Origin of the sequence: Bradyrhizobium zhengyangense (genome assembly GCF_022012435.1) — a bacterium.
Taxonomy (GTDB): Bacteria; Pseudomonadota; Alphaproteobacteria; order Rhizobiales; family Xanthobacteraceae; genus Bradyrhizobium; species Bradyrhizobium zhengyangense.
The window spans coordinates 805,965-830,545 of the sequence record NZ_JAKLUA010000001.1; the positions used below are offsets into that span (position 1 = coordinate 805,965).

Sequence of the window (24,581 nt, forward strand, 5' to 3'; positions counted from 1 at the left end):
CTTGGGTCCAGACAGGTGCGGGCATTGCCCCCTGTTATCCCCCGCAATCCACCATATTTAGTATTTGATTCAGGAACTCGCACTAGTTCTTGACGGGCGCTTTGGAGAGTCCTAGCTTTCGGACCGTTCGGCGCGAGTGAGTTTGCGTCCCGCCGGCACTCCCCCAAAGGGTCCGCATAACTGCACTCCGCCAGGCCAGACGAAGGCAGCGGGATGAGGGCTTGTCTGCCCTCGGCAGGCGGATTTTTCGGGCGCCAGAACGGGCCGGCAACAGGCTCGGATGGCATCTAGTGGCGTTGTGACGTTGTGGGGCGTTTGAACGCATGTCGGGCTCATCCCCTTGGGGGCGGATGTGTCTGGACATGCCGGCGGATGATCGGTGCGCGCATCGATCAATCACGTCGGGAGAAACTGGGCCGGATCCACCGGCTGAACTGCGGTGCTCAAGGGCCTGACAAGGCCCTGAAGGAAACGCGAAACGAAATGTCGACCCGGACGCCTTCAACGAGGGGCGTATCCGGTCAAAGATAAGGACGGGGCAAGACCATGCGGATTGAGCGGCGCCACACCACTTCGGGACAGTCACCTTATGCGGGAATCGAATTCCGCCTGACCACGTCGGAGATCAGGAATCCCGACGGCTCGGTCGTGTTCAAAATGGACGGCGTCGAGGTCCCGGCCGAATGGTCGCAGGTCGCCTCCGACGTGCTCGCCCAGAAGTACTTTCGCAAGGCCGGCGTTGCCGCGCGCCTGAAGAAGGTCGAGGAGGAATCCGTCCCCTCCTTCCTGTGGCGCTCCGTGCCCGACACCGAGGCGCTGGCCGCTCTGCCTGAGAAGGAGCGCTATGTCAGCGAGCTCTCGTCAAAGCAGGTGTTCGACCGCCTTGCCGGCTGCTGGACCTATTGGGGCTGGAAGGGCAAGTATTTCTCCTCCGACGAGGACGCGCAGGCGTTCTATGACGAGCTCCGCTACATGCTCGCCATGCAGATGGTCGCGCCGAACTCGCCGCAATGGTTCAACACCGGTCTTCATTGGGCCTATGGCATCGACGGCCCCGGCCAGGGCCACTATTACGTCGACCCCTTCACCGGCAAGCTGACCAAGTCCAAGTCGGCCTATGAGCATCCGCAGCCGCACGCCTGCTTCATCCAGGGCGTCGGTGACGACCTCGTCAACGAGGGCGGCATCATGGATCTCTGGGTCCGCGAAGCCCGCCTGTTCAAATACGGCTCCGGCACCGGTTCCAACTTCTCCCGCCTGCGCGGCGAAGGCGAGAAGCTGTCCGGCGGCGGCCGCTCGTCCGGCCTGATGAGCTTCCTCAAGATCGGCGACCGCGCTGCCGGCGCGATCAAGTCGGGCGGCACCACGCGCCGCGCGGCCAAGATGGTCGTCGTCGACGTCGATCACCCCGATATCGAGACCTATATCGACTGGAAGGTGAAGGAGGAGCAGAAGGTCGCCGCCCTCGTCACCGGCTCCAAGATCAACCAGAAGCATCTGAAAGCGGTGCTGAAGGCCTGCGTGAACTGCGAAGGCTCGGGCGACGATTGCTTCGACCCCGAGAAGAACCCAGCGCTCCGCCGCGAGATCAAGCTCGCGCGCCGCAGCCTCGTGCCTGACAACTACATCAAGCGTGTGATCCAGTTTGCGAAGCAAGGCTACAAGGACATCCAGTTCGACACCTACGACACCGACTGGGACAGCGAAGCCTATCTCACGGTCTCCGGCCAGAACTCCAACAACTCGGTCTCGCTCCGGGACGACTTCCTCCGCGCTGTCGAGACCGACGGCGACTGGAATCTGAACGCCCGCACCTCCAAGAAGGTGACGAAGACGCTGAAGGCGCGCGACCTCTGGGAGAAGATCGGCTACGCCGCCTGGGCGTCGGCCGACCCGGGCCTGCACTTCAACACCACCATGAACGACTGGCACACCTGCAAGGCGTCCGGCGACATCCGCGCGTCGAACCCGTGCTCCGAGTACATGTTCCTGGATGACACCGCCTGCAACCTGGCCTCGGCCAACCTGCTGACCTTCTACAACACCGAGACCAAGCAGTTCGACGTTGGGGGTTACGAGCACCTCTGCCAGCTCTGGACCATCGTGCTCGAAATCTCCGTGATGATGGCGCAGTTCCCGTCGAAGGCGATCGCCGAGCTCTCCTACGAGTTCCGCACGCTCGGCCTCGGCTACGCCAATATCGGCGGCCTCTTGATGACCATGGGCCTGTCCTATGACAGCAAGGAAGGCCGTGCGCTCTGCGGCGCGCTGACCGCTGTGATGACCGGCATCACCTACAAGACCTCGGCCGAGATCGCGGCCGAGCTCGGCACCTTCCCCGGCTACAAGAAGAACGCCGCGCACATGCTGCGCGTGATCCGCAACCACCGCCGCGCTGCCCATGGCCAATCCAACGGCTATGAGGCGCTCAGCGTCAACCCGGTCCCGCTCGACCTCGTCTCCTGCCCGCAAGCCGACCTCGTTGCCCACGCGCAGGCGGCCTGGGATGCGGCGCTCGAGCTTGGCGAAAAGCATGGCTATCGCAACGCCCAGACCACGGTCATCGCGCCCACGGGCACGATTGGCCTCGTCATGGACTGCGACACCACCGGCATCGAGCCTGATTTCGCGCTGGTGAAGTTCAAGAAGCTCGCCGGCGGCGGCTACTTCAAGATCATCAACCGCGCGGTCCCCGCGGCGCTGCGCGCGCTCGGCTATCGCGAGAGCGAGATCGCGGAGATCGAAGCCTACGCCGTCGGCCACGGCTCGCTCTCCAACGCGCCCGGCATCAACGCCTCGACCCTTAAGGCCAAAGGCTTTACCGATGAAGCCATCGCCAAGGTCGAGAAGGCGCTGCCGACCGCCTTCGACATCAAGTTCGCCTTCAACAAGTGGACCTTTGGCGAAGATTTCATCCGCGACCAGCTCGGCATCGGCGCTGAAGCCATTGCGGCTCCGGGCTTCGACCTGCTCCAGGCCGTCGGCTTCACCAAGCGCGAGATCGAGGCGGCCAACGTCCACATCTGCGGCGCGATGACGGTGGAAGGTGCCCCCCACCTCAAGGCCGAGCACTATCCGGTGTTCGACTGCGCCAATCCCTGCGGCAAGATCGGCAAGCGTTACCTGTCGGTCGAGAGCCACATCCGCATGATGGCCGCTGCCCAGCCCTTCATCTCGGGTGCGATCTCCAAGACCATCAACATGCCGAACGACGCCACGGTGGAGGACTGCAAGTCCGCCTACATGCTGTCGTGGAAGCTCGCGCTGAAGGCCAACGCGCTCTATCGCGACGGCTCCAAGCTCAGCCAGCCGCTCAACTCGCAGCTCATCAGCGATGACGAGGACGAGGACGATGCAGTCGAGATGCTGCACGAGAAGCCGATGGCGGCGCGCACCGCGCAAGTTGCGGAGAAGGTCGTCGAGAAGCTGGTCGAGCGCATCATCGTGATGCGCGAGCGCGAGAAGATGCCGGATCGTCGCAAGGGCTACACCCAGAAGGCGGTCGTCGGCGGCCACAAGGTGTATTTGCGCACCGGCGAATATGACGACGGCCGTCTCGGCGAGATCTTCATTGACATGCACAAGGAAGGCGCAGCGCTCCGCTCCTTCATCAACAATTTTGCGATCGCGGTCTCCCTCGGTCTGCAATACGGCGTGCCGCTGGACGAATATGTCGACGCCTTCACCTTCACCCGCTTCGAGCCGGCGGGCCCCGTGCAGGGCAACGACAGCATCAAGTACGCGACCTCGATCCTCGACTACGTCTTCCGCGAACTGGCGGTGAGCTACATGTCGCGCTTCGATCTCGCCCATGTCGATCCGACCGAGTCGAATTTCGACGCGCTCGGCAAGGGCGTCGAGGAAGGCAAGGAGCCTGATGAGAACACGGGCCACCACGCCTCCAAGCTGGTGTCGCGCGGCCTCACCCGCTCCCGCACCGACAATCTTGTGGTGATGCGCGGCGGCTCGGCTGCGGTCGTCTCCGGCAGCGACAACGCTCCGTCAGGCGGCAGCAAGGTCACGGCGCTGGCCTCACACGGCGCGAGCGCGCGGGTCGGCGATGTCCTCGAAGGCGCAGTCGCGCTGAAGCAGGAAGTGGCCCACGACCTCTCGCCAACCGAGAAGCTCGAGGCGCTCCAGTGGAGCAAGGCCGGCAGCGCCGCAACGGTCGCGGCTCCCAGCAAGGCCGAGCGCCGCGCGGAAGCCAAGGCCAAGGGCTACGAGGGCGAGATGTGCTCAGAGTGCGGCAACTTCACGCTGGTGCGGAATGGCACCTGCATGAAGTGCGATACGTGCGGCAGCACGACGGGGTGCAGCTAAGACCAATAGCGCAAGCCGCCCGGAGGCCAAGATGCCAGTTGCATTGCGCCAGGGCGGCTTGCGCTACTACTTCTTCTCCAACGAAGGCCAGCCACCCGAGCCGCCGCATGTCCACGTCAAAGGCGGCGGCCGGGACGCCAAGATCTGGCTTGAGCCCGCCATATCAATCGCCGACAGTTATGGCTTCAATCCGCGGGAACTTTCGAATATCCTGCGCGTGGTAGAAGACAACCGCGATCTTCTTCTGAAGGCTTGGCATGACCATTTCGGCAACTAGCGTTCGCTTCGACGAGCACACGATGTGGGTCGAACTGTCCGACGGCCGGACACTCGGCATACCGCTCGCATGGTTTCCGCGTCTGCTGCATGCGACGCCCGCCGAACGCGAGCAGGTCGAACTCAGCCGCGTCGGTTTGCATTGGGAAGCGCTTGACGAGGACATATCCGTTGCAGGCCTCCTTGCCGGACGTGGCGACGTGACGCGATCCCCGGAACATGCAGCATAGGTGAACCTCTCTCGGGCAAAAGCCCGAAGGATGGCTTGAGCCATTGCGAAACCCATCACGCCACCCCGACTGTTGATGGGATTCGCTACGCCCAACTCACCCTACGCGCTCCATCCGGACCATCAGCCCCTCACCGCTCGTCATCCGCCACCGCATCTCGACGCGCCTGCCTCGCGGCCCGCCTCGCCGCCCTCCTCGCAGCCCAGCGCGCGCGAAACTGCTTTGCGGCACGAAAGGTTCGCGGCGCCACGACCTGAAAGGCCATTGAGGCTATTCCGGCGACCATTCCTTTCACCACGTCGAAAGCGAAATCGGGTCCAACATACTTCCACATGACCCTGCCTCCTTCTCGCGAAGGCGCCGCCGATCCGGAATGGGCAGATTGCGAACATGAAAAGGCCCCGTCCGTCACCGGCGGGGCCTCGGGAAACTCTCTGTGCGCTTGTTCAGCGCACGCGAAATCTCTCGGTACACCCGCTCATGGTGGACTCGATGAACCAGCTGCAAAGCATGGCTGTGCGATGAAAAACGCCCATAGCGATCACCCAACAGTTTCGAAATGCGATGGCGCCCGATGCGCAATGCCAAGCGCGCGCATGAGAGGCGTGATGGCGACAGATAAGCAGACTGGATGGCCGCCGTCTGTGGCGTAATTCACATCTGCGGTCTGACTTTTGGGGGCGTGGGCGAGAGATGATGGGTTTCGCAAAGAGCTCAATCCACGCTGCGCGCTGCGATCTATCGCAATGGTTGTGTCGCGCACGGTTGATCCCCCGAGGATTGCCGCGCGCGGACGCTGGCGCTCGTAGCACTCTTTCCGACCGATCGGACATATCTTGCGCTGGATCAAGACCCAGTGAGTCGCTAACGGTCATGACAACTCTGTTTCGATCGTCAGTGACGGTCGAATCTCCCAAGTGGGACCACCGGCGCGCAACGACGTTGCATCGTTGCGCGCCGGCGCGAGAGCGTCATGTGGCATCAGAGGACCATTCGCTTCTGGCTGATCTGCCTGGTCATCGCCTGCGTTCTGCCAGTGACGCTGGCGGCGGGCTTCATGATCGTGCATTCCTACCGGCAAAATACCGCTTCTGTCGGTCAGAGCACGGTTGCCACCACCCGCGCGCTGATCCAGGCCGTCGATGCCGAGTTGTACGGGGTGCAATCCGCGCTGCAGGCGCTCGCAACATCGCCTCATCTCTCCTCCGGCAACCTCGAGGGCTTCTATGGCCAGGCGCGCGAGGCGCTGACCGTTCTGACCGGCACCAACATCGTCCTCACCGATCCCGCGGCGCAGCAGGTCCTCAATACGCTGCGGCCGTTTGGCGCTCCCCTGCCCCGGCATGGACAGCCCGACGTCGTGCGGCGGATCCTCGAAACCGGCGAACCCGTCGTTTCCGATCTTTTCCTCGGTCCCGTCGTCGACAATTGGGTGTTCGTGGTCGAGGTGCCGGTGCTCGCGAACGGCAAGATCATCTACACGCTGGCCATGGGCATCACCCCCGATCGCCTGAGCGGGATCCTGCGCAGGCAGAATATTCCGCCGAGCTGGGTCGCTGCGATTTTCGATGGCACCGGCATCATCGTCGCGCGCACGCATGCCCCGGACCAGTTCATCGGCAAGAAGGGCGCGGCTGAATTCGTCCGGCGCTTCACGGAAGTCGCCGAGGCCAGCATCGAAACCACGACGGTCGAAGGCATCCCGATTTTCAGCAGCTTCAGCCGCTCCCCCCGATCCGGCTGGACGGTCGGCATGGGCATACCGCTCGCCGATCTGACTGCGGATGCCCGGCAATCGATCGCGTTCAACGCTGCAATTGCCGGCACCATGCTTGCGATGGGCTGCCTCGCGGCCGCGATCTTCGGTGCCCGCATCAGCCGTTCGATCAGGAGGCTCAGCGCCCCGGCCCTTGCACTGGGGTCACCGGGACTGCCGTCGATTCCCGTCACCGACATCATCGAGATCGACGAGGTCGGCCAGGCGCTGGTCAGAGCCTCGCACCTGATTGCGCTGCGCGAGCGCGAACGCCTCCAGAGAGAAGCGGAGACGCGCGAGGCAGTGGTCGCAAAGCAGGTGGCCGAACAAGCCAATCGCGCGAAATCGGAATTTCTGGCGTCGATGAGCCACGAGTTGCGAACGCCACTCGGCGCCATTTCCGGCTTCGCCCAATTGCTGCACGGGGCGGGAGATGCGCTCGCGCGCGATCGCCGGATTCGTTACACGGAGAACATCATGACGGCGAGCGAGCATCTCGAAAATGTCATCAATGATATATTGGACATGGCCCGCCTCGAGGCCGGACACGTCAAGCTCGACCTCGAGACGCTCGATTGCCTGGAAATCATGACCGAAGCGAGCCGCACGCTGGAGCTCCAGGCCCGCAAGCGCGGCATTGTCTTCACGGTGGACACCTCGGCAAACCTTCCGCTCGTCACCGCCGACCGGACCCGTCTGATCCAGGTCCTGCTCAATCTCGGAAGCAACGCCATCAAGTACAACATCCCGGGCGGCTGGGTTCAGCTGTCGGCGATCCCGGTCGGCAGCATGGTCCGCTTCATCGTCCGGGATACCGGACCGGGCATCCGTCCGGCGCTTCGCGACCAGATTTTCCAGCCGTTCAATCGCCTCGGCGCCGAACTCACCCAGGTCGAGGGGACCGGCATCGGTCTTGCTCTCACTCGCCGGCTGGTGCTGGCAATGAACGGTCGCATCGACTTCGATAGCACCGAAGGAGAAGGCAGCAAATTCTGGGTCGACCTGCCGGCCGCCGATGAGGGCGCCACGACGTCAGCGAAGGTTGCGACGCCATTGCCTGCAGCCACCCCACTTGCGCGGAATACGGTTCTCTATATCGAGGACAAGATCCCGAATCTCGAATTGATGCGTGGCGTCGTCGAAAATGCGGGAGGCATCCGCTTGCTCGATGCGCAGACCGTCAAGGACGGGATCGCCATTGCGCGATCGGTGAAGCCCGATCTCGTCATCACTGACATTCACCTGTCCGACGGCAAGGGATTCGACGTTCTGCAGAGCCTGCGCGAAGATCCTTCCACCGCGCACATTCCGGTCGTCGCGCTGACTGCGGATGCTATGCAAGCCAACATGAACAACATGAAGCGCGTCGGATTCGACTACATCCTGACCAAACCATTCAAGATCGCCGAGCTGGTGAACTTGCTGCGCAGCCGGCTCCCAAATCAGCCAGGTCCGCTCGATCCTTAGTCCCCCAGCCACGCCGCCCGAAATACCTTTGCGACCGCGCCTTTCACCCCTACACTTCCCACCCCACCGGGTTTGCAACGGAACCGGTTAGACGCGGAGGACAAGCGATGTCCAAGCCGGAAAGCTTCCCGATCGAGAAAATCTTCGTTCCGACGAAGAGAAAGAAGGACATCAAGCCCGAGATCGTGGAAGAGATCGCGGAAAGCATGTTGGACATCGGGCAACAGGCCCCCATCTCCGTCCGAACCGAGGGAGACCGCCTCGTCCTGGTCGAGGGATTGCAGCGGCTCGAAGCCTGCAAGGCGCTCGGCGAGACCACCATTCTCGGTGTCGTGGTTCCGGCCGAGCTTGCGCAGCACAGAAAGTTCCTGTCCGAGGGGCCCGAGGTCGAGGCAGAGCGCATCAAGATGGCGCGATTGAAACAGTTGCGCCTCGAGAAGGAAGCCGCAGAGGCATCGACGGCTGTCTTGAGGGGCGTCAACGCAACCGAAGTGCCGCGTACCCGTCCGACGAAAGGCGTCCGCGACAATCCGAAGGCATCACCGGGCCGGCCTGCGAAATCGTCCCCGAAAACATTGTCGGACTGGATCACGCAGCAAAAAGGCAGCGGCGGCCGCTATTGATTGCCGGCCACCCGCTCAGTCCCGCCGCCGCTCGTTCTCCGGGTGAATGAAAATATCGGTCACCAGCCCGAGCTTCCCCAATCCCAAAATGATCAGCCCGTTGATGTCGATTTCGTACCAGGCGTGCGAGAGATACGCATCGCGCGGAAAGCGGTGATGGTTGTTGTGAAGGCCCTCGCCGAAGGTGATGAGCGTCGTGACCAGTTCGTTGGTGGTGCCGTCGTCGAGCTCGTAGCGGCGATAGCCCCAGCGGCCGTCGCTGTGGCAGACCGAATTCACCAGCGAGGTCGCCATCGTCATCATGTAGCTGCGGAACAGGCCGGAGAACAGCACGCAGCCGATCATCGTGTGCACGCCGCCGGCCGCATAGCCGATGCCGCCGGGAATGATCAGCGCCGACAGCGCGTACCAGTACCAGCGCGTCCTGGTGAAGAACATCGCGATAGGATCGGCCAGGATATCCCTTGCGTAGTATTCGGCATCGGTGGTTGCCTGGTCCCACACCCAGCCGCCCTGCGCATGCCCCATCCCCTTGGCGAAGCCTTCGATGCGGTGGCCGAAGCCGTCATAGTAAGGGCTGTGAACGTCGCCGGGCTTGTCGGAGTGAAGATGGTGCCGCCGGTGGTTGCTCACCCATTTCAGGATCGAGCCCTGCACCGCCATTGTGGCAATCGCAGCCAGGATCGTCCGCATCACAGGACCGCAGCGATAGCTGCGGTGGACGAAGTAGCGATGCATGAAGCCGATTCCCATCGTCGTCAGCATGAACATGCCGAGGAAGACCGAGATCTCCACGCGTCCAAGGCCGTAGGTGAAAGCCCAGATCAGCGCCCCGATCGAGCCCGCGATCATCAGGGCGAACGAGATGTAGGAATCGCGAAACTTGGCGTCGACGACAGGGCCTTCGACCAGCACGCCGGGCGGCATTTTCGGCGCCTTGTTCCGGCCGGATCCCTCCTCTGCAACCACGCCCTCAACGACGGTCATTTCAGCCAATCCATGGATGCAACATCAGCTCATCTGCAACGAGAAGGTACAGAGGCCCGATATCCAGGGCAACCCGTGGAAGCGCGGTGATGGCAACAGCTGTCGCGGGGGTTAACGCGAAAACGGCGATCTCGGTGTCGTAGGGCGGGCAAAGCGGCCGCCGTAGCTCGCAGAGCGAAGGCGGAAGCATGCCCACGCATTGCTTGTACCCGAGAGAGACCGTGGGCACGGCGCAAGGGCGCCTTTGCCCACCCTACGGCACTATTTCTGCACCGTGACCTGTGCGCCTGACGAGGACGGGGCTGTCTCCCAGGGAGCCGCAAGGATAACGCGGATCGGATGGGCCGGACCGGCATGGTCGGCCGCGCTCGTGGCCGGCTTTGCAGGCTGATCCTGCGGACCCTCGGCCGCCGCCACCGCGATGGGCGCCAGAATGAAACTTGCCGCGATCGCCATGGCCCGCAAATCAAACATCATTGTATTCGTTCTCCATTGACACAGAGAACGGCCGGCGGCCCAAAAGGTTCAGCGGAGGAATTAGCTTGCCTTGCCGGGCGTCCTTTTGCACTCTTCCAGCAAGGAGGCCAACACATGCAGATCAAAACAATCGCCTGCGCTCTCGGAACGGCCCTGGTGTTGCTTGGCACGTCCGCTGCCGAGGCACGTCCGCGGAAGGCCGTCGTCGTGCGCGCGCCCCAGGAGCGGCTCATCGTGACGGCACCCGTGCTCAGGCCGACGCCGTGGGACTACAACGTCGTGCCACGCTATCGCTATCGGCCCGAAGACGACCGCGTCGATCCCTATGGCCCGCCGTTCGTGCCGTCTTATATTCGCTATGAGGGATGGCGCTGGCCGTATTGGTGGTAGGCCGCCGCGCGAACAGTCTCGCCTTGTTTGTGACCGAGAGAGATCGTGGGCACGGCGCTTTGCGCTTTTGCCCACTCTACGGCAGTTCACCCAGACCTCCGCCCTCCCTTAAGCCGCGTGTGGCTGCCGGCCGGCACCTTGCGCTGCATTGATCTCCTTCAGGCACGCATCGCTCTGGTGAATGGCGAGAATGTTGATGCCGAGCGTCATCAACCGGTAGCCGTTGTCATCAAGCCATTGCTCGAGCTGGCGCAGATCCGTCTTGATCTTCTCGATCAGCAGGATCGGGCGATGCGCCCTGACCGTCTCGCGCGCCCCGGTGAGCGCCTCCATCTCCATGCCCTCGATGTCGATCTTGATGAAATCGACGCGCGGCAGATTGAGCTCGTCCAGCGTCATCTTGCGCACGAGCACCGTGTTGTTGGTGTAGTCAATCTCTTGGCCGATGAATTCGTTGCTGGGGCGCGGGCGCAGCTCCAGGCTGCCGAAGCTCGACGGAGTAAAGTAGTTCGGGTTCGGCACCTGCATCGTGCCCGGCTCCGACGACACGGCCGCGTGCACGGCGAGCGCATTGAAGCAGTTGTTGATGGCGATGTTGCCGGCCAGCGCATAGTAGATCCGCTCCTGCGCCTCGACCGCGATCACCGAGCCCCAGCCGGTCATGGCCGACGCCCATTCGATCGTGTGCACGCCGATATTGGCGCCGCAATCGATGGCGATGATGCCGTCGCCATGGTGCTTGCGCCGCAAGGCCAGCAATTCCAGCGCGATCTTGACCTCGCCGGGATCGAAAGCCGCCGCTTCCAGGATCTGATAGCCGACACCGTAGCCGCGGTCAGGGCCGACCATGCGATAGTCGAAGCGGTTGACGATCATGGTGCCATGGTTGGACGAGGCCATGACAAAGGCCAGCTTTTGCCCCGCGATCGGCATTGCAGAATCTCCTCGAGATTAAAGTGGATGCCGTTATCGCAAGGGGCGCTTATGCGAGGCTTGCTCCCGGTAACGGTTGCGGGGGTAGCGCGTAACCTCAACGAGCAGCAGAATTGCGCAGCGCAATAAGCCTGTACCGGACATCCTCTTCGGATAATCGCGCAACCGTGAAGACCAATTCGAACGGCGTTATGAACCGATCATCCCCGTCACACGCCAAAGATGCAGGTGGACATATTGCTTCTCCGGGGCGTTTTGCCCCGCGGATTGCAGAAGCAACATTACAAGCATGGTAGCCCTGCAGCGGGCGTCCATCCGAGCTGGCGAATAATTTGCAGTCAAAGTCATTTGCTCATGGAGGGACCGCCATGCGTGCGAAAATACTTGCTGCTTCTGCAATTCTCATTGTTTGTGCACCCGGCACCGGGGCCTATGCGGGGAAACTTCCTCCCCCTGCGGAAATCGCCGAAATGACCGGATTGCTTGTCCAAGCGGGCAAGGCGTCGACAAGGGCGATGCAGAACTTCTGGAAGCTGGAGACCAGCCCGGTGGTTCGGCCGATCGAGCACCCCTACATCTATGAGAGGATAATCCCGACGCCGGCTCCAAGGCTGCAGGATGAATGGCCATCCCACCTCTTTGACGCCGACAGACCTCCCCAAATGCCCAATCGGCTGATGCCGATCGAGAATTCTGGATTGTCCAGCCCAGACGACCAAACCAGCAACTGGAAAGGAACCGCGGGTGCGCTGGGCAGTGGCGCCCTTACGATCGGCGGGACGACCTGCATGGGTTTGGGCTACTGTGCGGGACGGCGCTAAGCACAAGGTCGGCGATCGAACGTATCTCATGACGATCTCTTGCTGCCGGAGATGTTGAAATGGCGGATTGGGGCGGCTGGGGCCTGGTCTCCGTCATCGCTGCAGCCATCGCCGCGCTATGCACAGCGAGCCGCCTGAGAAAGCGGCACGCCCGCGAACTCTATTTGATCTGGTACATCAACTCGCTTTTCTTCCTGCTTTTCCTTGCCTTGGAAATCGTTGCAGCCCCAAACCACGATCGTCTCACAAAGGTTTGCAGCGACTACGAGAGCATATGCACCTCGATTTACGGCTATCTCACCGGCACCAGGGAGGAGCTCCTTCTCATCGGCGCAATCGTGGGCGTCTGTGTGGGCCCCCAACTGCTGACCTACCTGCTTGCCGGCATATTCGGCGCCGCCATTGCACCAAAATACGTCTGGCATATCGAGCAGTTCGTGGTCTGGAGCCTGATCAAGTTCATTGCAGCCCTGGCCGGCATTCAAAGCGCAACGCCGTTTGCGAAGCTGCTGACCCACCAGCCGGTCACAACTGCCGAGTTTTTTTACGGCCTCTTTTCCATCGCGATTGCATTTGGCTGGGCGGGTCTTCATTTCGACCTGCATGCGCTGCGCGAAGCGGTCACTCGCCAGCTCGTCGGGGCAAAGCCGAACTGGCCTGTTCGGCAAGCCGTCAGAATTCACGCCTACTTTACGCGCAACGCCCGCGAACAGTAGCCTTGAACAGTAGCCTTGCCTTCGTAGCCCAAATCGCCGAAGGCTGCCGCCCCGCCAACAGGATCATCTCATGACCAACGTCCTCCGCATCTCCGCCTTCTCCGACGGCATCAGGGGCGGCAATCCCGCCGGGGTCTGGATCGGCGATGCCCTGCCCGATGCCGCTGAGATGCAGGCGATCGCGACTGAGGTCGGCTTCTCCGAGACCGCCTTTGTCGCGCCCGAAGGCGAAGCCTGGCGTGTCCGCTATTTCTCGCCAACGATGGAGGTGCCGTTCTGCGGCCATGCCACCATCGCGCTCGGCGCCGCGCTCGCACATCGCTTTGGCGAGCGGACTTTCGAGCTGCATCTGAACGATGCCGTCATCTCCGTGTCTGGCCGGCGCGACGGCAGCACCATCGCGGCCGCATTGCAGTCGCCGTCGACGCGCAGCGCACCGCTCGATGCCTCGCTGCGGGACGAATTGCTGAGCCTGTTCGGCTATGCCAGCAGCGATCTCGACCCAAAACTTCCGCCGGCGAAGATTCACGGCGGGGCCGATCATGTCCTGCTGGCCCTGCGATCGCGCGAGGCGCTGGCGCGCATGGCCTATGATTTCGAACGCGGCCGCGCGCTGATGGCGCGCGAAGGCCTCATCACCATCGCGCTGGTGAGCGTGGAGACGCCGCGCCTGTTCCATGTGCGCAATGCCTTTGCCGCCGGCGGCGTCGTCGAGGATCCCGCCACCGGCGCGGCCGCCGCCGCGTTCGCCGGCCATCTGCGCGACATCGGCTGGCCGCATGGCGGCGCCATCGACATCGTCCAGGGCGAAGACATGGGCGCACGCTCGCTGATCCGCGCCGAGATCGGTCCGGCCAAAGGCAGCTCGATCCGGGTATCAGGCACGGCGCGGTTCATGGAGTCCTGAGCAGCAATTTGTAGCCCGGATGGAGCAGCACCATCGCACTGGCCCACCCTGCCATCATGCGCCTGTTTTGCCCGACGGGTCAAGGATTATTCGGGATCGCCGAAATCCGAAAAGCGCAGGCATTTCTACTGTGCATGGGGTTGTTTTCGCGAAGATCGATCTGCATCGATCACCGCCGTCAATTGCCTCTCAAGCTCAGGATATACTCCGACAATGCATCGGCCTGATCGGGGGCGATCACGAGGTTCGGCATGTCGTGGTGGCTAGTCCGCCAGAACACCTTGAGCGAGAGCGCGGTGGTGCCCTTGCGGTCGGCGACGGCCTGGAAGCTCGGGGCCAGGTCGAAGAACCCGGCCATGTCAGGCTCGACGGCATGACATGATTGACACCAGGCCTGCGCGAGGCGATGTCCTTCAGCGACCTTGCGCGGGGAAAGCCCGGATGCGCCGGCCGCGGTGTGGACGACGCCCAGGAGAAACAGCACCGACAACGCGATCAGGACGGCAAGGCCGACATAAATTCGAACGCTGCGCGACATTGCTCCGACCTCGCCTTCGCTGCGGTGACTTGATAAGCCTAAGTCGGCGCGCGCGGCGGCCAATTGATCTGCGTCAAGGGGCGGCTGCAATGCGCATAGGAAGAGATGGCAGCGCAATCTTGCGGGAAAGACCAGCATGAACGGCAATCGCTATTACGGCGTCCGCGTCGAGGGCGCGAAATACGGTGTAGGCTTCGGCTCGGCGCTCGCCATCGCGATCTCCTACACCAACAATCACTCGATCCTGTGGGCGATCATCCACGGGATCCTGGGCTGGCTCTACGTGATCTTCGTCGCGTTGTTTCGCTGACGGCCCGCCACCTTCCACTCCCAAGCTCCGAGACCGAGACCATCATGACCGACGCCACCCAATGCCCGCACTGCCGCTCCGAACACGCCTATCAGGATCGCGACCTCTGGATCTGCCCGGAGTGCGGCCATGAGTGGAGCGCGGTCGCCGGCGCGACCTTGGATGCGCCTGTCGAGGCCGGCGTGCGCGATGCGCACGGCAATGTTCTGGCCGATGGCGACAGCGTCATCGTGATGAAGGACCTCAAGGTCAAGGGCTCGTCCTCGGTCGTCAAGGGCGGCACCAAGGTCCGCAACATCCGTCTCCAGGACGCCACGGACGGGCACAACATCGCCTGCAAGATCGACGGCATCGGCGCCATGAACCTGAAGTCGGAGTTCGTGAAGAAGGCCTGAGGCGGCGCTCGCATGCAGGCGGGCCGCGGGTGCCGTTCTCGGCCGGCGGATTTGGTGCTATGCTCCGCGCGGCTGGCGGAGGAGCGCATCATGAAGATCTTTCCACGAATCCTGCTGACGTTTGCGACACCGGTGCTGCTGCTTGGCGCGGTCACCGCGGCGAACGCCGACGGCCTCTGCGGTCCCGGTTGCCACACCAGCATTTTCGGCGCTTGCGTCGTCGATGGCTGGGAATCCGGCGCGCGGGTCTGGAATGAATGTCCGGTCACGACGCGCCCCCGCCCGCCCTGCGGCGGACCGGACTATGTCTGGAACCCGCGCAAGAAGGCCTGCTCTCCAAGGGTGAAGGACTGGCTCTGACGCGCGGCGTCGCGCGCGCAGCCTTGTGAGGCGCTTCACAAGCGCGGAACCTTCCCTGTGGTAACTTGCCGCGTACTTTACAATCATAGGGAGGCCGTCATGCAATTCCGTCAGTTCGTCCTGGCCGCGTCGCTCGTCGTCGCACCCATCGCATTCATCGGCAGCACACCGGTGAACGCGGCGCAGACCTGTCGCTGCACCGACATTCTCTTCCCGAGCGGCTCCTGCTCCCGCTATGGCAACTGCACCACGCTTGAAATGGTCGTCCCCGGCGGCTCCCCCAAACCGATCAGCAGCCTGAAGGCCTGTCCGGCGAAGAAGCAGCTCCTCGTCTGTGATTTCAACAGCTGCACCGTCACCTGCAGCCCCCCGAAGAGCGGTTAGTCGCCGCCCGCGCTACCTCTGCCTCTGCGCGAGGTAGAATCCGCACAGCACAATCACGAGACCTGCGGCCTGCAGCATCGTCGGCGGCTCGCCGAGCAGCAGCCATCCCGTGAGCAGCGTGAGCGCCGGCACACAGGCCGGAAACACGGCCGCGCGGGCGACGCCGAGGCGCTGGACCGAGACGGCAAAGAGATAAAGCGCCGCAGGGCCCGCAAGCACGCCCTGCGCCAGCGCCTGGATCGCGTTCTCGGTGAGGCCGATCGCGGCAATATGGGCAGGACCGACCGTCGCGATGTAGATCGGCAGCAGCAGCAACGACAGCACGTTGATGACGAGCGCGGCCGACACCGCCGAAACGCGCCAGTGCCGCAGCAGCGCCCCGAAGCCGGCGAACATCAAACCGGTCAGCACGAAGATCAGATCGCCCTGCACGCCGTCGATGCCGATATGGCCGATCGATTCCGCGCCGATCACGCCGAGGCCGCCAACGATGACGATCGCACCTGTCAGGCGTGAGACGGAGATCCGTTCTTTGAGGAACAGCGCAGCCAGCAACAGGCCGCCGAGGGTCGCGCAGGACGGCTGGATCACGCTGCCATGGCCGAGCGGCACGAACAGGAACCCGGTGTAGGAGATCAGCGACATCACGGGGCCGCCGAGCACCATCAGCGCAAGTCCCCTGCCCCAGCCGATGCCGCAGAGGTCCGAGATGCCTGCGCGCAAGACCAGCGGCAGGAAGGCGATGCCGGACCAGACGTAGCGATGCACCAGGAGATCGACCGGCGTGAATCCGACCTTCAGACCATGCCGCGTGCCGGCAAAGCCGAGCGCCCAGAACAGCGCGGCCGACAGCCCGCAGACAACGCCAAGCAGCGCCGGCGTCCGATCGTTCGTCTGAGTGAGAGCGTCAGCGCCGCTCGTCCGCTGATCCATGGGGCAGCCTTATGTCAGTGCGCGCATCGGCTCAACCCACGCGACTGCAGGGCTGGCACGCGATGGCCCGATCATCGCGGCTCCTCGCCAAACACCATGCGCCATCCCTTGCGCGTGTCCATGTATTCCCGCACCTCGCGGATGCGGTCGCCGGCCAGGGTGAACACAAAACAATATTCGTTCTCGTACGGCTTGCCGTCTGCAAGCGTCGCGCGCATCCGCTCCTCCACGATCACGACATCGCCATCGGCGTACACGCCGCGAAAGGCGATATCGATTGCGGAGAACATCCTGTGCATCTCCCCCGCAATGAAGCGCGCGATCTGCCTGGCGCCGACCATGTGGTCGGTGTGGTCGAGCGCAACCGCCGTGGCATTGCCTTTCGGCGCGATCCACTCGGCATCCTCGGTGAACAGCGCCACAATGCGATCCGCATCGCGTGAAGAAAAGGTTTTCCAGGCGTTGAGAACGATGTCCTTCGGGCTGGTCACGATGCGCTTCCTCGCTTGTGTTGGCGTGAGGGGCGCGTTCTAGGCCGGGACCTGGGCCGCGGCTCGCCACAATCGGACTCGGTCATCCCGCGGCGCTTTCGTCTGTGCCGGCATGCGTTATCATGCGCTCATGCTGAGTTTCGAGACCTGCAACGCCGCGCGGCTGCGCCGCGATCCCAAATATGACGGCTGTTTCTTCACCGCGGTGAAGACAACGGGAATCTATTGCCGTCCGGTCTGTCCGGCCAAGCACCCGCTGACGCGCAACGTCGCATATTATCCGACAGCGGCGGCGGCCGAGGCTGCCGGCTACCGCCCCTGCCTGCGCTGCCGCCCCGAGACCGCGCCGTTCTGCCCGGCCTGGAACGGCACCCGCGCGACGGTCGCGCGCGCGGTCAAGCTCATCAATGAGGGGGCGCTCGACGAGGATAACGTGGTGACGCTCGCGACACGGCTCGGCATCTCATCGCGCCATCTCGCACGGCTGTTCGAGCGCCATATCGGCGCAACACCGCAGCAGCTTGCCAAAACGCTCCGCGTCCAGCGCGCCAAGCGCCTGCTCGACAGCGGCGATCACACCATGACGGACATTGCGTTTCAGTCGGGCTTCGGTAGCCTGCGCCGCTTCAACGCCGCTTTCGCCGAGCTCTATGGCCGTTCGCCGTCGAGCCTGCGCGCAACGCGCAAGCGGAGCGTGGAGCCGTTCAGAAGAAGCCGGGGCTGAGATCGAGCCCATAGGTCAGGCTGAGCACGAATACGAACAGCGCGGCGGCTGCGAACATCGCGAGATGGCGAACAATGAACTCACGCGGCGAAGTGGCGGTAACAACGGCTTTCTGTGCAACGGGCATGACGGCTCCATTATCAAAAACAATTCTTGGCCGCCAATATGCGGCGCCCGCATCAAGCGCCGCGACCAGCAAAACAACTATTAAGCAGATCACACTCGTTTTGAACCGCGGTACACAAGTCGCGCGATGCGAGACAATTTTTTACTGAAGAATTCTCAGTCAGCGCATCGATAGGCAAACTGAGCCGGATCGCGCGCAGTGTGATTGATCACGCTGTCGACGACGGAGAAGAGACGACGCAAAAAAATGGCCGGGACAAGCCCGGCCATTGACGTCGTGAACGCTTTGCCACCGAGCTTTTAGCCCAGCGTAATGTCAGCTTACCGGGCGGAACCCGTGGTCACATTCGCAGTCTTCTGCTTGCGCGGCGTCAGCACACTGGCCTGGAGCGCCGTCATGCTGGTGGCAGGCGCCGTCACCTGCTGCTCGACATGGGTGGCACCGAGCACGCGGACCTGCACGGGGGACGCTGGAATGCCGTTAGCCTCGTAAGACGGCAACTCGGCAGCGAAGGTGGCAGTCGAGCCCGCAAGAGCGAGGACAGCAACTGCGATCGACATCGTTTTCTTGTTCATGGTGATGCTCCAAAGAGAAGTTCGGAGCCCATGTAAGCCACATTTGCTGCATTGCGACATGCTTTACCGCAACGCAACATCACCAGCTTTGCATACCGGTATGCTTAACGCGAACGGTCTATTTCAATGCCGTCGCCAGGGATTGCAACTTTGCGACGAGATTGGTGCCGAGCGCATAAATCACCTCGATGATCGCAAGCGCGATGCCCGCTGCAATCAGGCCGTATTCGATCGCGGTGGCGCCGGATTCATCGGCCGCAAATTCAATCAACAGGCATTTCAATTTCACAAGCATGTCCTTCCCAGATCAACCGGACGTTGCCGGCACGGGAGGAATGCATCGTCACAATCCAAGATTGAGTAAATCTGCACCATCCAATTTGATAGGCAAATGAAGCCGAATTTTCTGGTTTTTCCGCCCCCGGCGCGATGGGAACCTCCGGGAACCCGAGTTGCATTTGCGCAACACCGGCTTGAAAAGCCTGATTTGGGAGATTTGCGCCATTGCGCCGCCACATCATCCCTCAAACAATTGACGCGCCGCGTGCTTGGCTATGCAATCTGGTTCGTTCGCGAACCTTGGAGGCAGGGATCATGAATGATCGGCGGTCTCTTCTTGTTGCTGTTGCGTGCCCCTCGGCCGTGATGGTCGGCTGGCTGGCTCTGTCCCTTTCTGCTTATGCCCCGGCCTTGATCGAGAACAGCGGCGCTAATGCAGCCGCAGTTTCCCACGCGAAAGATCTCACCCGCCTCGAACTTGCCGACATCCCGCGTGCCGCAACGATCGACGATGGTATCGCGCTGACCGCCGACATCGCCGCCGCCGCGGCCGCGACACCGAGCGTAGCGCTGGTCGAAGCGCCGCCGCCCGAAGCCCCCGCTCCCGCCGTCCAACTCGCCTCGGCCGATCCGACCGAAGTGCTGCCTGTAGCGTCGCCCGCGCCTCAGGTCGCGCCCGAACCGGCCCCCGCCGCGAGCGAAGCTGCGGCCGTCACCAACGAAGCCGCGCCTGCCGTGAGTGAGGCTGCGCCCGCAGCGGAGCCCACAATCAAGCTCGCCTCCGCCGATCCCGGCGACGTCGTCCCACAGGACGCGCTGTCGCCCGCCGCGATCGCGAGCGGGCCCGTGGCCGAGAGCAAGGCCTCGCCGCCGGCCGACACGGTGGCCGTGCTCGATGAATGCTTCTCGATGGATGCCTGCGTCGATCGCTATCTCTGGGCGCTCTATCAGCGCACACCGAAGGAAGACTCGATCAAGGTCCAGGACCGCCGTGCCGTCACCATCAAGCGCAAGGGCAAGATGGTCACGGTGATGCGCAGCTTCACAAAACTCGTCGACGAGGATTTTGCCTGGAAAGACCCGAAGGCTGCCGAGCACGTTAACATGCCGCTGATGGATTACGTCATCGGCGGCATGGACAAGAGCTTCAAGCAGAAGCTGTTCCGCATGCTGCTCGCGGCGGAAGCCGCCGGACTCTCACCCGGAATCACAAGCGCGTTCCGTGACGACTATCGCCAGGAGATTGCGAGCGGCCTGAAGGCGGCGTCCAACCGCTCCTATCACGGCGGCAGCCTGCGCGGCGGCTACGGCCACGGCCTCGCGGCTGACATCGTCAGCACCCAGGGCAACAACCGTGCCCAGCGCTGGGCCTCGACGGAAGTGCTGTGGAAATGGGTCGACACCAACGGCAAGGCGCTCGGCATCGGCCGGCCCTATCTCGACCACGATCCGCCGCATGTCGGCCCGATCGATGGTCCGGAATATATTTCGAAGCGCGGCATCTCGACCGACCGCAAGGAAGCCGCCAACACCAAATCTAAAAAGGCGCGCGTTGTGGCCAGCGCCAAGTCATCAGTCAAGTCATCGGCCAAGCCATCGAAGGCGCAGGTTGCACGCGAGAAGAGCTCCGCAAAATCGCAAAAGTCGGCGCAATCGTCCGCGAAGCGGACGACCTGATCCCGATCTTAAGTGCCTGACGTAGGCAGCGGCACGAGACGCATCTCGGCTGATCCTGCTGCTTGCGTACGAACGAGCACGGCGAAAATAGTCCGGACAGCAAGCCGCACCGCCGCCTCGATCGCCGTGCCCTTGGCAAGATGCGCCGCGATCAGGCCGGTCAGGAGATCGCCGGTGCCATAGGGTCGGATCGGCAAGCGCGGCGTTGCGAAGCGCGACAATTGGCCGTCAGCACACAGGATCGTCTCCACCTGCCCCGCCAGCGTGTCCGCGAGCGTGCAGCCGGTGACGACGACATCGATCCGGCGTTGCCCGGCAAGCGCGGCCGCCGCGGCGCGCAGGCCCTCGGTATCAGCAGATTTGACGCCGGCGAGCAGCTCGAGCTCGAACTGGTTCGGCGTAATCACGTGCGCCGCCGGCACCAGCCGGCGCCGGACCACATCCAGAATTCCGTCGGCGACATAGACGCGACCGTCGTCGCCGATCACGGGATCGCAGAGATAGAGGAGCTTGGAATTGCGCGACAGCGCCCGCTCGACGAAATCGGCGACGACAACGGCATTGTCGGATGAGCCAAGATAGCCGGTGACGAGCACAGCGGCCTCATCGACGAGGCATCGTTCCTCGACGCCTCTCAGCAGATCGGCGATCAGCTCGGCGTCGAGCACCCGCCCGCGCAAGGTCGGATAGCGCGGATGGTTCGAGAGCAGCGTCGTCGGCACGGCGGCCACGTTGACGCCCTCCGCCTGCATGGCGTGAACCGCCGCGCTGTTGCCAACATGGCCGTGGACGACCTGGCTTTGAATCGAAATGACGAGCATGCGAGGAGTCCGTAGGATCAAAAACCTGTAGTGGCAAGCCTGGCGCGGACTCGATCTGAAAGGACGGTGCGCGAGGCTATCCCAACATCCCCGCGATCTCGAACGATATTGGCCCGCAAACGCAGATGTCAGGGATGACTTCCGCGGTACGCCAGCTCACCGAGATAGGCACAGAACATGTCGGCCAGCGCATCAGCGCGACGAGTGATCTCCGCCTCGCCGCGCGGTGTTTCCGAAAACCGTTTGCCAACCTCAGCCAACGTCGTCTTGATCAGCTCCCCGGCGAGTTCGCGCGTAGCCTCCGAGGCCTTTGGCAGCGCTTCGCGCATGAAAGCCGCGATAATGCCCTCGCCCGCCGCGCGCGCCTCCTGCGCCTCGGGCGCATCGCGATAAAGTGGCGCGGCATCGCTGAGGGCGCCGCGGATCGCGGCCTCCTCGCATTCCGAGCGAATGAAGGCATGCACCAGCGCGCGCAGCCGCGCCGGAGGCGGCTGCGTCCTGTCAGCCAAAATGCCGCGCAGAAGCTCGCTCGTGCTGCGCCATTCGTCGCTTTGCAGGCGGAACAGGATCGCCGCCTTGTTCGGAAAATATTGATAGAGCGAGCCGACGCTCACCCCGGCCCGCTCAGCCACCCGCGCGGTGGTGAAGCGTTGTGCGCCCTCCTTCGTCAGAACCTGAACCGCGGCGTCGAGAATGGCCGCAACGAGCTCGTTGGAGCGCGCCTGTTGCGGCTGTTTTCGTGAAGAAACTGAACGACTTCGACGACCAGCCATGGAGCGCCCGGGGAATGCGAATAGGAAATGCGACGAATTAGTCGTATTTCAATTCGCACGCAAGCACGCGCTCAGCCGTGAACCTCGGAGAGACCAAATGACCACCCCAACAATCACATCGCTTGCACCGCTGCTGGATCGTCTGTTCGACCAGGACGAAGCAGCTCGCGGCGACCTGCAAGCCGCCTTCGCCGATGTGACCGACGCCGACCGCGTCAGGATGATGCGAAGCAAGACCGGTTACCGCGACCTCTACGCACGCCTAAAGGACGCGCCGCTCGCCGTCTCGCGCGAGACCGGCAGCCTGCTGTACATGCTGGCGCGCAGTTCGCGCGCCCAGGCGATCGTCGAGTTCGGCACCTCGTTCGGCATCTCGGCCCTGCATCTGGCTGCAGCCTTGCGCGACAATGGTGGCGGGCGCCTCGTCACCAGCGAATTCGAACCATCCAAGGCCGCGCGGGCCCGCGAGAACCTCAGGGACGGCGGGCTGATTGATCTCGTCGAAATCCGCGAAGGCGATGCGCTGAAGACGCTGTGCGTCGATCTACCAGATCAGATCGACCTCGTGCTGCTCGACGGCGCCAAGGCGCTCTATCCTGATATCCTCGATCTGGTCGAAGACCGTTTGAGGCCGGGCGCAATCATCGTGGCCGACAACGCCGACGACAGCCCCGACTATTTGGCGCGCGTGCGCGCGCCCGGCAGCGGCTACATGTCCACACCCTTCGCAGAGGATGTCGAGCTGTCCGTGCGGATCCGTTAGGGCCGGATCGAACATATCGCGCATCCCGAAGCCGCCGGACGATCCGTCGTGCGGCGGTTTTGTGCCGTCGACCGCGCAAATCCCTCAGGTTTTGCCTTGTCGCAGGCCCGTCACTCACACGTGATATTTGCTCCCGACAAAAGCCACGTTGCGCATGCTGAACATACCTACCGCGCGGTATCTTTCCGCGCGCTCGAGATCGCCATGACGTCTGCTTTCACCTCCTATGCCGCACTAGCTCTCGCCATCGTGTTCGAGGTGACGGCATCGGCCTTTTTGCAGCAGTCCGCGCAGTTCACGCGGCCCTGGCCGACGCTGGCGATGGTGCTGTTCTATGTCGCCTCGTTCTATGCGCTGTCGGTCGCGATCCGGGTGATCCCCTTGAGCATCGCCTATGCGATCTGGGGCGGGGTCGGCATCATCCTGACCGCCACCGTCTCCTTCGTGCTGTTCCGCCAGATGCTGGACGCCGCAGCCTTCGCCGGCATTGCCCTGATCGTGTCGGGCGTCGTCGTCATCAACCTGTTCTCGCAGACCACGGCGCATTGATGCCTGCAAGCGCCTACACCCGCACCAAGCAGCCCGAGCAGGTGCGGCGCGCTTTGCTCGACTGCGCGGCTGATATCGCCACGGACCACGGCGTCTCCGGCATCACGGTCCAGGCGGTGGCGGCCGCTGCCGGCGTCACCAAGGGCGGGCTGTTTCACCATTTTGGCAGTAAGCAGGCGCTGATCGAAGGCCTGTTCGCCGATCTGCTCGGCCGCGTCGATGCCGAGATCGACGCCGCCATCGAGGCGGATCCGAATCCGCGTGGCAGTTTTACGCGCGCCTATGTGAATGCCGTCTTCACCGGAAAGGCCTTTGGCTTCACAACGCCCTGGGCGACGCTGAGCATGGTGGCCGTCACCGATCCGTCTTTGCGCCGGCTCTGGAACGAGTGGATGAAAGCGCGCCTGAAACGGCATCGCGCCACGGACGCAACACTGGGGCTCCAGATCGTCCGTCTCGCCGCCGATGGCGCCTGGCTGTCCTTCGTCACGACGGGACAGACCCGCATGAACGCCGACCTGCGCGCCGTGCATGACCGCCTGATCGCGCAGAGCTATCAGCGCCAGTAGTCGGGCGACTATTGGCCCTGCACAGCAGGCTTGGGCGGACGCGGTTTGGATTTCGCTGACTTGGGTCCGGGCTTCGCCGCAGGGCCCGGAGGCGGGGTGTCGACCGATACCAGATAGGCCGCGAGCGCCTTCGCCGTATCCGGGCCGGCCGAGTAATGATCCTGGAGGAACCAGGACAGCGTCAGAGCATAGCGCCCCTTGGCAAGCCCGCGCGGGCTGCGATGGCAGGCCGAGCAGCCGTCGGCGAAGAGCTTCTCGGGCGGTTTGCCCGCGTCGAGATTTTGCGCGGAGACGAACGGCGTCGTCAGCACTGCGGCAGCCGCAGCAACGGTCCCAAGAAACATCAGAGGCGCGATGACCTCGCGCCCCGGTCGAAATGGCGATCTCAATGTCGTCCCCTAGCCCGTCCT

The 24,581-nt window shown here is 63.2% G+C and carries 31 protein-coding genes; 18 read left to right on the plus strand and 13 right to left on the minus strand.

The features are described 5' to 3' along the window. Positions 1–546: 546 nt before the first annotated feature. The 5 genes from L6637_RS03880 (at position 547) to L6637_RS03900 (ending at position 8,672) form a co-directional block, all read left to right on the plus strand. Positions 547–4,320 (plus strand): vitamin B12-dependent ribonucleotide reductase, encoded by a 3,774-nt coding sequence (locus tag L6637_RS03880; RefSeq protein WP_237869251.1) that lies wholly within the window; start codon positions 547–549, stop codon positions 4,318–4,320. Positions 4,321–4,351: 31 nt separating this feature from the next. Next, a complete protein-coding gene (locus L6637_RS03885; RefSeq protein ID WP_237858097.1) occupies positions 4,352–4,597 on the plus strand; it encodes a DUF4160 domain-containing protein in 246 nt (81 codons plus the stop codon). After that, positions 4,578–4,826 carry a DUF2442 domain-containing protein gene (locus L6637_RS03890; protein ID WP_237858099.1) on the plus strand — a complete coding sequence of 83 codons (249 nt, stop codon included), beginning with the start codon at positions 4,578–4,580 and terminating at the stop codon, positions 4,824–4,826. The genes L6637_RS03885 and L6637_RS03890 overlap by 20 nt, the downstream gene beginning before the upstream one ends. Positions 4,827–5,799: 973 nt before the next feature. Further along, positions 5,800–8,049: a hybrid sensor histidine kinase/response regulator gene (locus L6637_RS03895; RefSeq protein WP_237869252.1), complete on the plus strand. Its 2,250-nt coding sequence runs from the start codon at positions 5,800–5,802 to the stop codon at positions 8,047–8,049. A 107-nt stretch (positions 8,050–8,156) separates the two neighbouring features. Further along, on the plus strand, positions 8,157–8,672 hold the full coding sequence (locus L6637_RS03900) for a ParB N-terminal domain-containing protein (protein WP_237869254.1): 516 nt from the start codon (positions 8,157–8,159) through the stop codon (positions 8,670–8,672). Between the two features lie 15 nt (positions 8,673–8,687). Here the strand turns inward: L6637_RS03900 and L6637_RS03905 are convergent, their stop codons facing one another. After that, positions 8,688–9,659, minus strand: a complete 972-nt coding sequence (locus L6637_RS03905; protein ID WP_237869255.1) for an acyl-CoA desaturase — start codon at positions 9,657–9,659, stop codon at positions 8,688–8,690. Between the two features lie 261 nt (positions 9,660–9,920). Then, positions 9,921–10,136: a hypothetical protein gene (locus tag L6637_RS03910; protein WP_237869256.1), complete on the minus strand. Its 216-nt coding sequence runs from the start codon at positions 10,134–10,136 to the stop codon at positions 9,921–9,923. A gap of 114 nt (positions 10,137–10,250) precedes the next feature. Here L6637_RS03910 and L6637_RS03915 point away from each other — a divergent pair, with 114 nt between their 5' ends. Further along, on the plus strand, positions 10,251–10,526 hold the full coding sequence (locus L6637_RS03915) for a hypothetical protein (RefSeq protein ID WP_237869257.1): 276 nt from the start codon (positions 10,251–10,253) through the stop codon (positions 10,524–10,526). A gap of 108 nt (positions 10,527–10,634) precedes the next feature. Here the strand turns inward: L6637_RS03915 and L6637_RS03920 are convergent, their stop codons facing one another. Beyond that, the gene (locus L6637_RS03920) at positions 10,635–11,459 is read right to left on the minus strand and encodes an FkbM family methyltransferase (RefSeq protein ID WP_237869258.1); all 825 of its coding nucleotides are present in this window, start codon (positions 11,457–11,459) and stop codon (positions 10,635–10,637) included. Between the two features lie 368 nt (positions 11,460–11,827). Between L6637_RS03920 and L6637_RS03925 the strand changes: the two genes are divergently transcribed. The 3 genes from L6637_RS03925 (at position 11,828) to L6637_RS03935 (ending at position 13,903) form a co-directional block, all read left to right on the plus strand. Continuing rightward, positions 11,828–12,280, plus strand: coding sequence for a hypothetical protein (locus L6637_RS03925; protein WP_237869259.1), 453 nt, complete (start codon positions 11,828–11,830; stop codon positions 12,278–12,280). Positions 12,281–12,339: 59 nt separating this feature from the next. Next, complete coding sequence (locus L6637_RS03930) at positions 12,340–12,996, plus strand: hypothetical protein (protein WP_237869260.1); 657 nt, start codon at positions 12,340–12,342, stop codon at positions 12,994–12,996. A gap of 70 nt (positions 12,997–13,066) precedes the next feature. After that, positions 13,067–13,903 carry a PhzF family phenazine biosynthesis protein gene (locus L6637_RS03935; RefSeq protein WP_237869262.1) on the plus strand — a complete coding sequence of 279 codons (837 nt, stop codon included), beginning with the start codon at positions 13,067–13,069 and terminating at the stop codon, positions 13,901–13,903. 178 nt (positions 13,904–14,081) lie between these two features. Here L6637_RS03935 and L6637_RS03940 read toward each other — a convergent pair whose 3' ends face one another. Next, positions 14,082–14,441 carry a c-type cytochrome gene (locus L6637_RS03940; protein WP_237858117.1) on the minus strand — a complete coding sequence of 120 codons (360 nt, stop codon included), beginning with the start codon at positions 14,439–14,441 and terminating at the stop codon, positions 14,082–14,084. Positions 14,442–14,577: 136 nt separating this feature from the next. Here L6637_RS03940 and L6637_RS03945 point away from each other — a divergent pair, with 136 nt between their 5' ends. From L6637_RS03945 to L6637_RS03960, 4 genes are all read left to right on the plus strand, one after another. Beyond that, entirely contained in the window at positions 14,578–14,751 is a 174-nt protein-coding gene (locus L6637_RS03945; protein ID WP_018644642.1) for a hypothetical protein, read from the plus strand. Positions 14,752–14,795: 44 nt separating this feature from the next. After that, positions 14,796–15,146 (plus strand): zinc ribbon domain-containing protein YjdM, encoded by a 351-nt coding sequence (locus tag L6637_RS03950; protein WP_237858119.1) that lies wholly within the window; start codon positions 14,796–14,798, stop codon positions 15,144–15,146. Positions 15,147–15,236: 90 nt separating this feature from the next. Further along, on the plus strand, positions 15,237–15,506 hold the full coding sequence (locus L6637_RS03955) for a hypothetical protein (RefSeq protein WP_237858122.1): 270 nt from the start codon (positions 15,237–15,239) through the stop codon (positions 15,504–15,506). Between the two features lie 99 nt (positions 15,507–15,605). After that, positions 15,606–15,890 (plus strand): hypothetical protein, encoded by a 285-nt coding sequence (locus L6637_RS03960; protein ID WP_237858123.1) that lies wholly within the window; start codon positions 15,606–15,608, stop codon positions 15,888–15,890. A 12-nt stretch (positions 15,891–15,902) separates the two neighbouring features. On the opposite strand, the gene L6637_RS03965 is transcribed toward L6637_RS03960, so the two are convergent. Next, a complete protein-coding gene (locus L6637_RS03965) occupies positions 15,903–16,823 on the minus strand; it encodes a DMT family transporter (protein ID WP_237858125.1) in 921 nt (306 codons plus the stop codon). 71 nt (positions 16,824–16,894) lie between these two features. Next, positions 16,895–17,314 (minus strand): nuclear transport factor 2 family protein, encoded by a 420-nt coding sequence (locus L6637_RS03970; protein ID WP_237869264.1) that lies wholly within the window; start codon positions 17,312–17,314, stop codon positions 16,895–16,897. Positions 17,315–17,444: 130 nt separating this feature from the next. On the opposite strand from L6637_RS03970, the gene L6637_RS03975 reads away from it, so the two are divergent. Then, a complete protein-coding gene (locus L6637_RS03975; protein ID WP_237869266.1) occupies positions 17,445–18,038 on the plus strand; it encodes a bifunctional transcriptional activator/DNA repair enzyme AdaA in 594 nt (197 codons plus the stop codon). On the opposite strand, the gene L6637_RS03980 is transcribed toward L6637_RS03975, so the two are convergent. From L6637_RS03980 to L6637_RS03995, 4 genes are all read right to left on the minus strand, one after another. Then, on the minus strand, positions 18,019–18,165 hold the full coding sequence (locus L6637_RS03980; protein WP_237858130.1) for a hypothetical protein: 147 nt from the start codon (positions 18,163–18,165) through the stop codon (positions 18,019–18,021). The two genes, L6637_RS03975 and L6637_RS03980, sit on opposite strands and share 20 nt — an antisense overlap. 320 nt (positions 18,166–18,485) lie before the next feature. Then, positions 18,486–18,740 (minus strand): hypothetical protein, encoded by a 255-nt coding sequence (locus L6637_RS03985; RefSeq protein ID WP_237869267.1) that lies wholly within the window; start codon positions 18,738–18,740, stop codon positions 18,486–18,488. A gap of 118 nt (positions 18,741–18,858) precedes the next feature. Next, positions 18,859–19,023 (minus strand): Flp family type IVb pilin, encoded by a 165-nt coding sequence (locus tag L6637_RS03990; RefSeq protein ID WP_212328575.1) that lies wholly within the window; start codon positions 19,021–19,023, stop codon positions 18,859–18,861. Further along, positions 19,004–19,258, minus strand: a complete 255-nt coding sequence (locus L6637_RS03995; protein WP_237870045.1) for a hypothetical protein — start codon at positions 19,256–19,258, stop codon at positions 19,004–19,006. The genes L6637_RS03990 and L6637_RS03995 overlap by 20 nt, the downstream gene beginning before the upstream one ends. Before the next feature lie 76 nt (positions 19,259–19,334). On the opposite strand from L6637_RS03995, the gene L6637_RS04000 reads away from it, so the two are divergent. Further along, complete coding sequence (locus tag L6637_RS04000; RefSeq protein ID WP_237869269.1) at positions 19,335–20,696, plus strand: M15 family metallopeptidase domain-containing protein; 1,362 nt, start codon at positions 19,335–19,337, stop codon at positions 20,694–20,696. 8 nt (positions 20,697–20,704) lie between these two features. On the opposite strand, the gene pdxY is transcribed toward L6637_RS04000, so the two are convergent. Together pdxY and L6637_RS04010 are read right to left on the minus strand one after the other, a co-directional pair. Further along, positions 20,705–21,517 (minus strand): pyridoxal kinase, encoded by an 813-nt coding sequence (gene pdxY, locus L6637_RS04005; RefSeq protein WP_237869271.1) that lies wholly within the window; start codon positions 21,515–21,517, stop codon positions 20,705–20,707. Between the two features lie 128 nt (positions 21,518–21,645). After that, positions 21,646–22,290, minus strand: a complete 645-nt coding sequence (locus tag L6637_RS04010; protein ID WP_237858136.1) for a TetR/AcrR family transcriptional regulator — start codon at positions 22,288–22,290, stop codon at positions 21,646–21,648. Between the two features lie 97 nt (positions 22,291–22,387). On the opposite strand from L6637_RS04010, the gene L6637_RS04015 reads away from it, so the two are divergent. The 3 genes from L6637_RS04015 to L6637_RS04025 all read left to right on the plus strand — a co-directional run bounded on the left by L6637_RS04015 (position 22,388) and on the right by L6637_RS04025 (position 24,171). Next, positions 22,388–23,053, plus strand: coding sequence for an O-methyltransferase (locus L6637_RS04015; RefSeq protein ID WP_237869273.1), 666 nt, complete (start codon positions 22,388–22,390; stop codon positions 23,051–23,053). Between the two features lie 204 nt (positions 23,054–23,257). Continuing rightward, positions 23,258–23,602, plus strand: coding sequence for a DMT family transporter (locus L6637_RS04020; protein WP_237869275.1), 345 nt, complete (start codon positions 23,258–23,260; stop codon positions 23,600–23,602). Continuing rightward, the gene (locus L6637_RS04025) at positions 23,602–24,171 is read left to right on the plus strand and encodes a TetR/AcrR family transcriptional regulator (RefSeq protein ID WP_237869277.1); all 570 of its coding nucleotides are present in this window, start codon (positions 23,602–23,604) and stop codon (positions 24,169–24,171) included. Before L6637_RS04020 ends, L6637_RS04025 begins: the two co-directional genes overlap by 1 nt. A gap of 8 nt (positions 24,172–24,179) precedes the next feature. On the opposite strand, the gene L6637_RS04030 is transcribed toward L6637_RS04025, so the two are convergent. Then, the gene (locus L6637_RS04030) at positions 24,180–24,560 is read right to left on the minus strand and encodes a hypothetical protein (RefSeq protein ID WP_377802654.1); all 381 of its coding nucleotides are present in this window, start codon (positions 24,558–24,560) and stop codon (positions 24,180–24,182) included. Positions 24,561–24,581: the final 21 nt, after the last annotated feature.

What these genes read in the sequence shown, in the direction of transcription:
- L6637_RS03880 (WP_237869251.1), top strand. Translation starts at nt 547, where the DNA reads ATGCGGATTGAGCGGCGCCACACCACTTCGGGACAGTCACCTTATGCG.
- L6637_RS03885 (WP_237858097.1), top strand. Translation starts at nt 4,352, where the DNA reads ATGCCAGTTGCATTGCGCCAGGGCGGCTTGCGCTACTACTTCTTCTCC.
- L6637_RS03890 (WP_237858099.1), top strand. Translation starts at nt 4,578, where the DNA reads ATGACCATTTCGGCAACTAGCGTTCGCTTCGACGAGCACACGATGTGG.
- L6637_RS03895 (WP_237869252.1), top strand. Translation starts at nt 5,800, where the DNA reads ATGTGGCATCAGAGGACCATTCGCTTCTGGCTGATCTGCCTGGTCATC.
- L6637_RS03900 (WP_237869254.1), top strand. Translation starts at nt 8,157, where the DNA reads ATGTCCAAGCCGGAAAGCTTCCCGATCGAGAAAATCTTCGTTCCGACG.
- L6637_RS03905 (WP_237869255.1), bottom strand. Translation starts at nt 9,659, where the DNA reads ATGACCGTCGTTGAGGGCGTGGTTGCAGAGGAGGGATCCGGCCGGAAC.
- L6637_RS03910 (WP_237869256.1), bottom strand. Translation starts at nt 10,136, where the DNA reads ATGATGTTTGATTTGCGGGCCATGGCGATCGCGGCAAGTTTCATTCTG.
- L6637_RS03915 (WP_237869257.1), top strand. Translation starts at nt 10,251, where the DNA reads ATGCAGATCAAAACAATCGCCTGCGCTCTCGGAACGGCCCTGGTGTTG.
- L6637_RS03920 (WP_237869258.1), bottom strand. Translation starts at nt 11,459, where the DNA reads ATGCCGATCGCGGGGCAAAAGCTGGCCTTTGTCATGGCCTCGTCCAAC.
- L6637_RS03925 (WP_237869259.1), top strand. Translation starts at nt 11,828, where the DNA reads ATGCGTGCGAAAATACTTGCTGCTTCTGCAATTCTCATTGTTTGTGCA.
- L6637_RS03930 (WP_237869260.1), top strand. Translation starts at nt 12,340, where the DNA reads ATGGCGGATTGGGGCGGCTGGGGCCTGGTCTCCGTCATCGCTGCAGCC.
- L6637_RS03935 (WP_237869262.1), top strand. Translation starts at nt 13,067, where the DNA reads ATGACCAACGTCCTCCGCATCTCCGCCTTCTCCGACGGCATCAGGGGC.
- L6637_RS03940 (WP_237858117.1), bottom strand. Translation starts at nt 14,441, where the DNA reads ATGTCGCGCAGCGTTCGAATTTATGTCGGCCTTGCCGTCCTGATCGCG.
- L6637_RS03945 (WP_018644642.1), top strand. Translation starts at nt 14,578, where the DNA reads ATGAACGGCAATCGCTATTACGGCGTCCGCGTCGAGGGCGCGAAATAC.
- L6637_RS03950 (WP_237858119.1), top strand. Translation starts at nt 14,796, where the DNA reads ATGACCGACGCCACCCAATGCCCGCACTGCCGCTCCGAACACGCCTAT.
- L6637_RS03955 (WP_237858122.1), top strand. Translation starts at nt 15,237, where the DNA reads ATGAAGATCTTTCCACGAATCCTGCTGACGTTTGCGACACCGGTGCTG.
- L6637_RS03960 (WP_237858123.1), top strand. Translation starts at nt 15,606, where the DNA reads ATGCAATTCCGTCAGTTCGTCCTGGCCGCGTCGCTCGTCGTCGCACCC.
- L6637_RS03965 (WP_237858125.1), bottom strand. Translation starts at nt 16,823, where the DNA reads ATGGATCAGCGGACGAGCGGCGCTGACGCTCTCACTCAGACGAACGAT.
- L6637_RS03975 (WP_237869266.1), top strand. Translation starts at nt 17,445, where the DNA reads ATGCTGAGTTTCGAGACCTGCAACGCCGCGCGGCTGCGCCGCGATCCC.
- L6637_RS03980 (WP_237858130.1), bottom strand. Translation starts at nt 18,165, where the DNA reads ATGCCCGTTGCACAGAAAGCCGTTGTTACCGCCACTTCGCCGCGTGAG.
- L6637_RS03985 (WP_237869267.1), bottom strand. Translation starts at nt 18,740, where the DNA reads ATGAACAAGAAAACGATGTCGATCGCAGTTGCTGTCCTCGCTCTTGCG.
- L6637_RS03995 (WP_237870045.1), bottom strand. Translation starts at nt 19,258, where the DNA reads ATGTGGCGGCGCAATGGCGCAAATCTCCCAAATCAGGCTTTTCAAGCC.
- L6637_RS04000 (WP_237869269.1), top strand. Translation starts at nt 19,335, where the DNA reads ATGAATGATCGGCGGTCTCTTCTTGTTGCTGTTGCGTGCCCCTCGGCC.
- pdxY (WP_237869271.1), bottom strand. Translation starts at nt 21,517, where the DNA reads ATGCTCGTCATTTCGATTCAAAGCCAGGTCGTCCACGGCCATGTTGGC.
- L6637_RS04010 (WP_237858136.1), bottom strand. Translation starts at nt 22,290, where the DNA reads ATGGCTGGTCGTCGAAGTCGTTCAGTTTCTTCACGAAAACAGCCGCAA.
- L6637_RS04015 (WP_237869273.1), top strand. Translation starts at nt 22,388, where the DNA reads ATGACCACCCCAACAATCACATCGCTTGCACCGCTGCTGGATCGTCTG.
- L6637_RS04020 (WP_237869275.1), top strand. Translation starts at nt 23,258, where the DNA reads ATGACGTCTGCTTTCACCTCCTATGCCGCACTAGCTCTCGCCATCGTG.
- L6637_RS04025 (WP_237869277.1), top strand. Translation starts at nt 23,602, where the DNA reads ATGCCTGCAAGCGCCTACACCCGCACCAAGCAGCCCGAGCAGGTGCGG.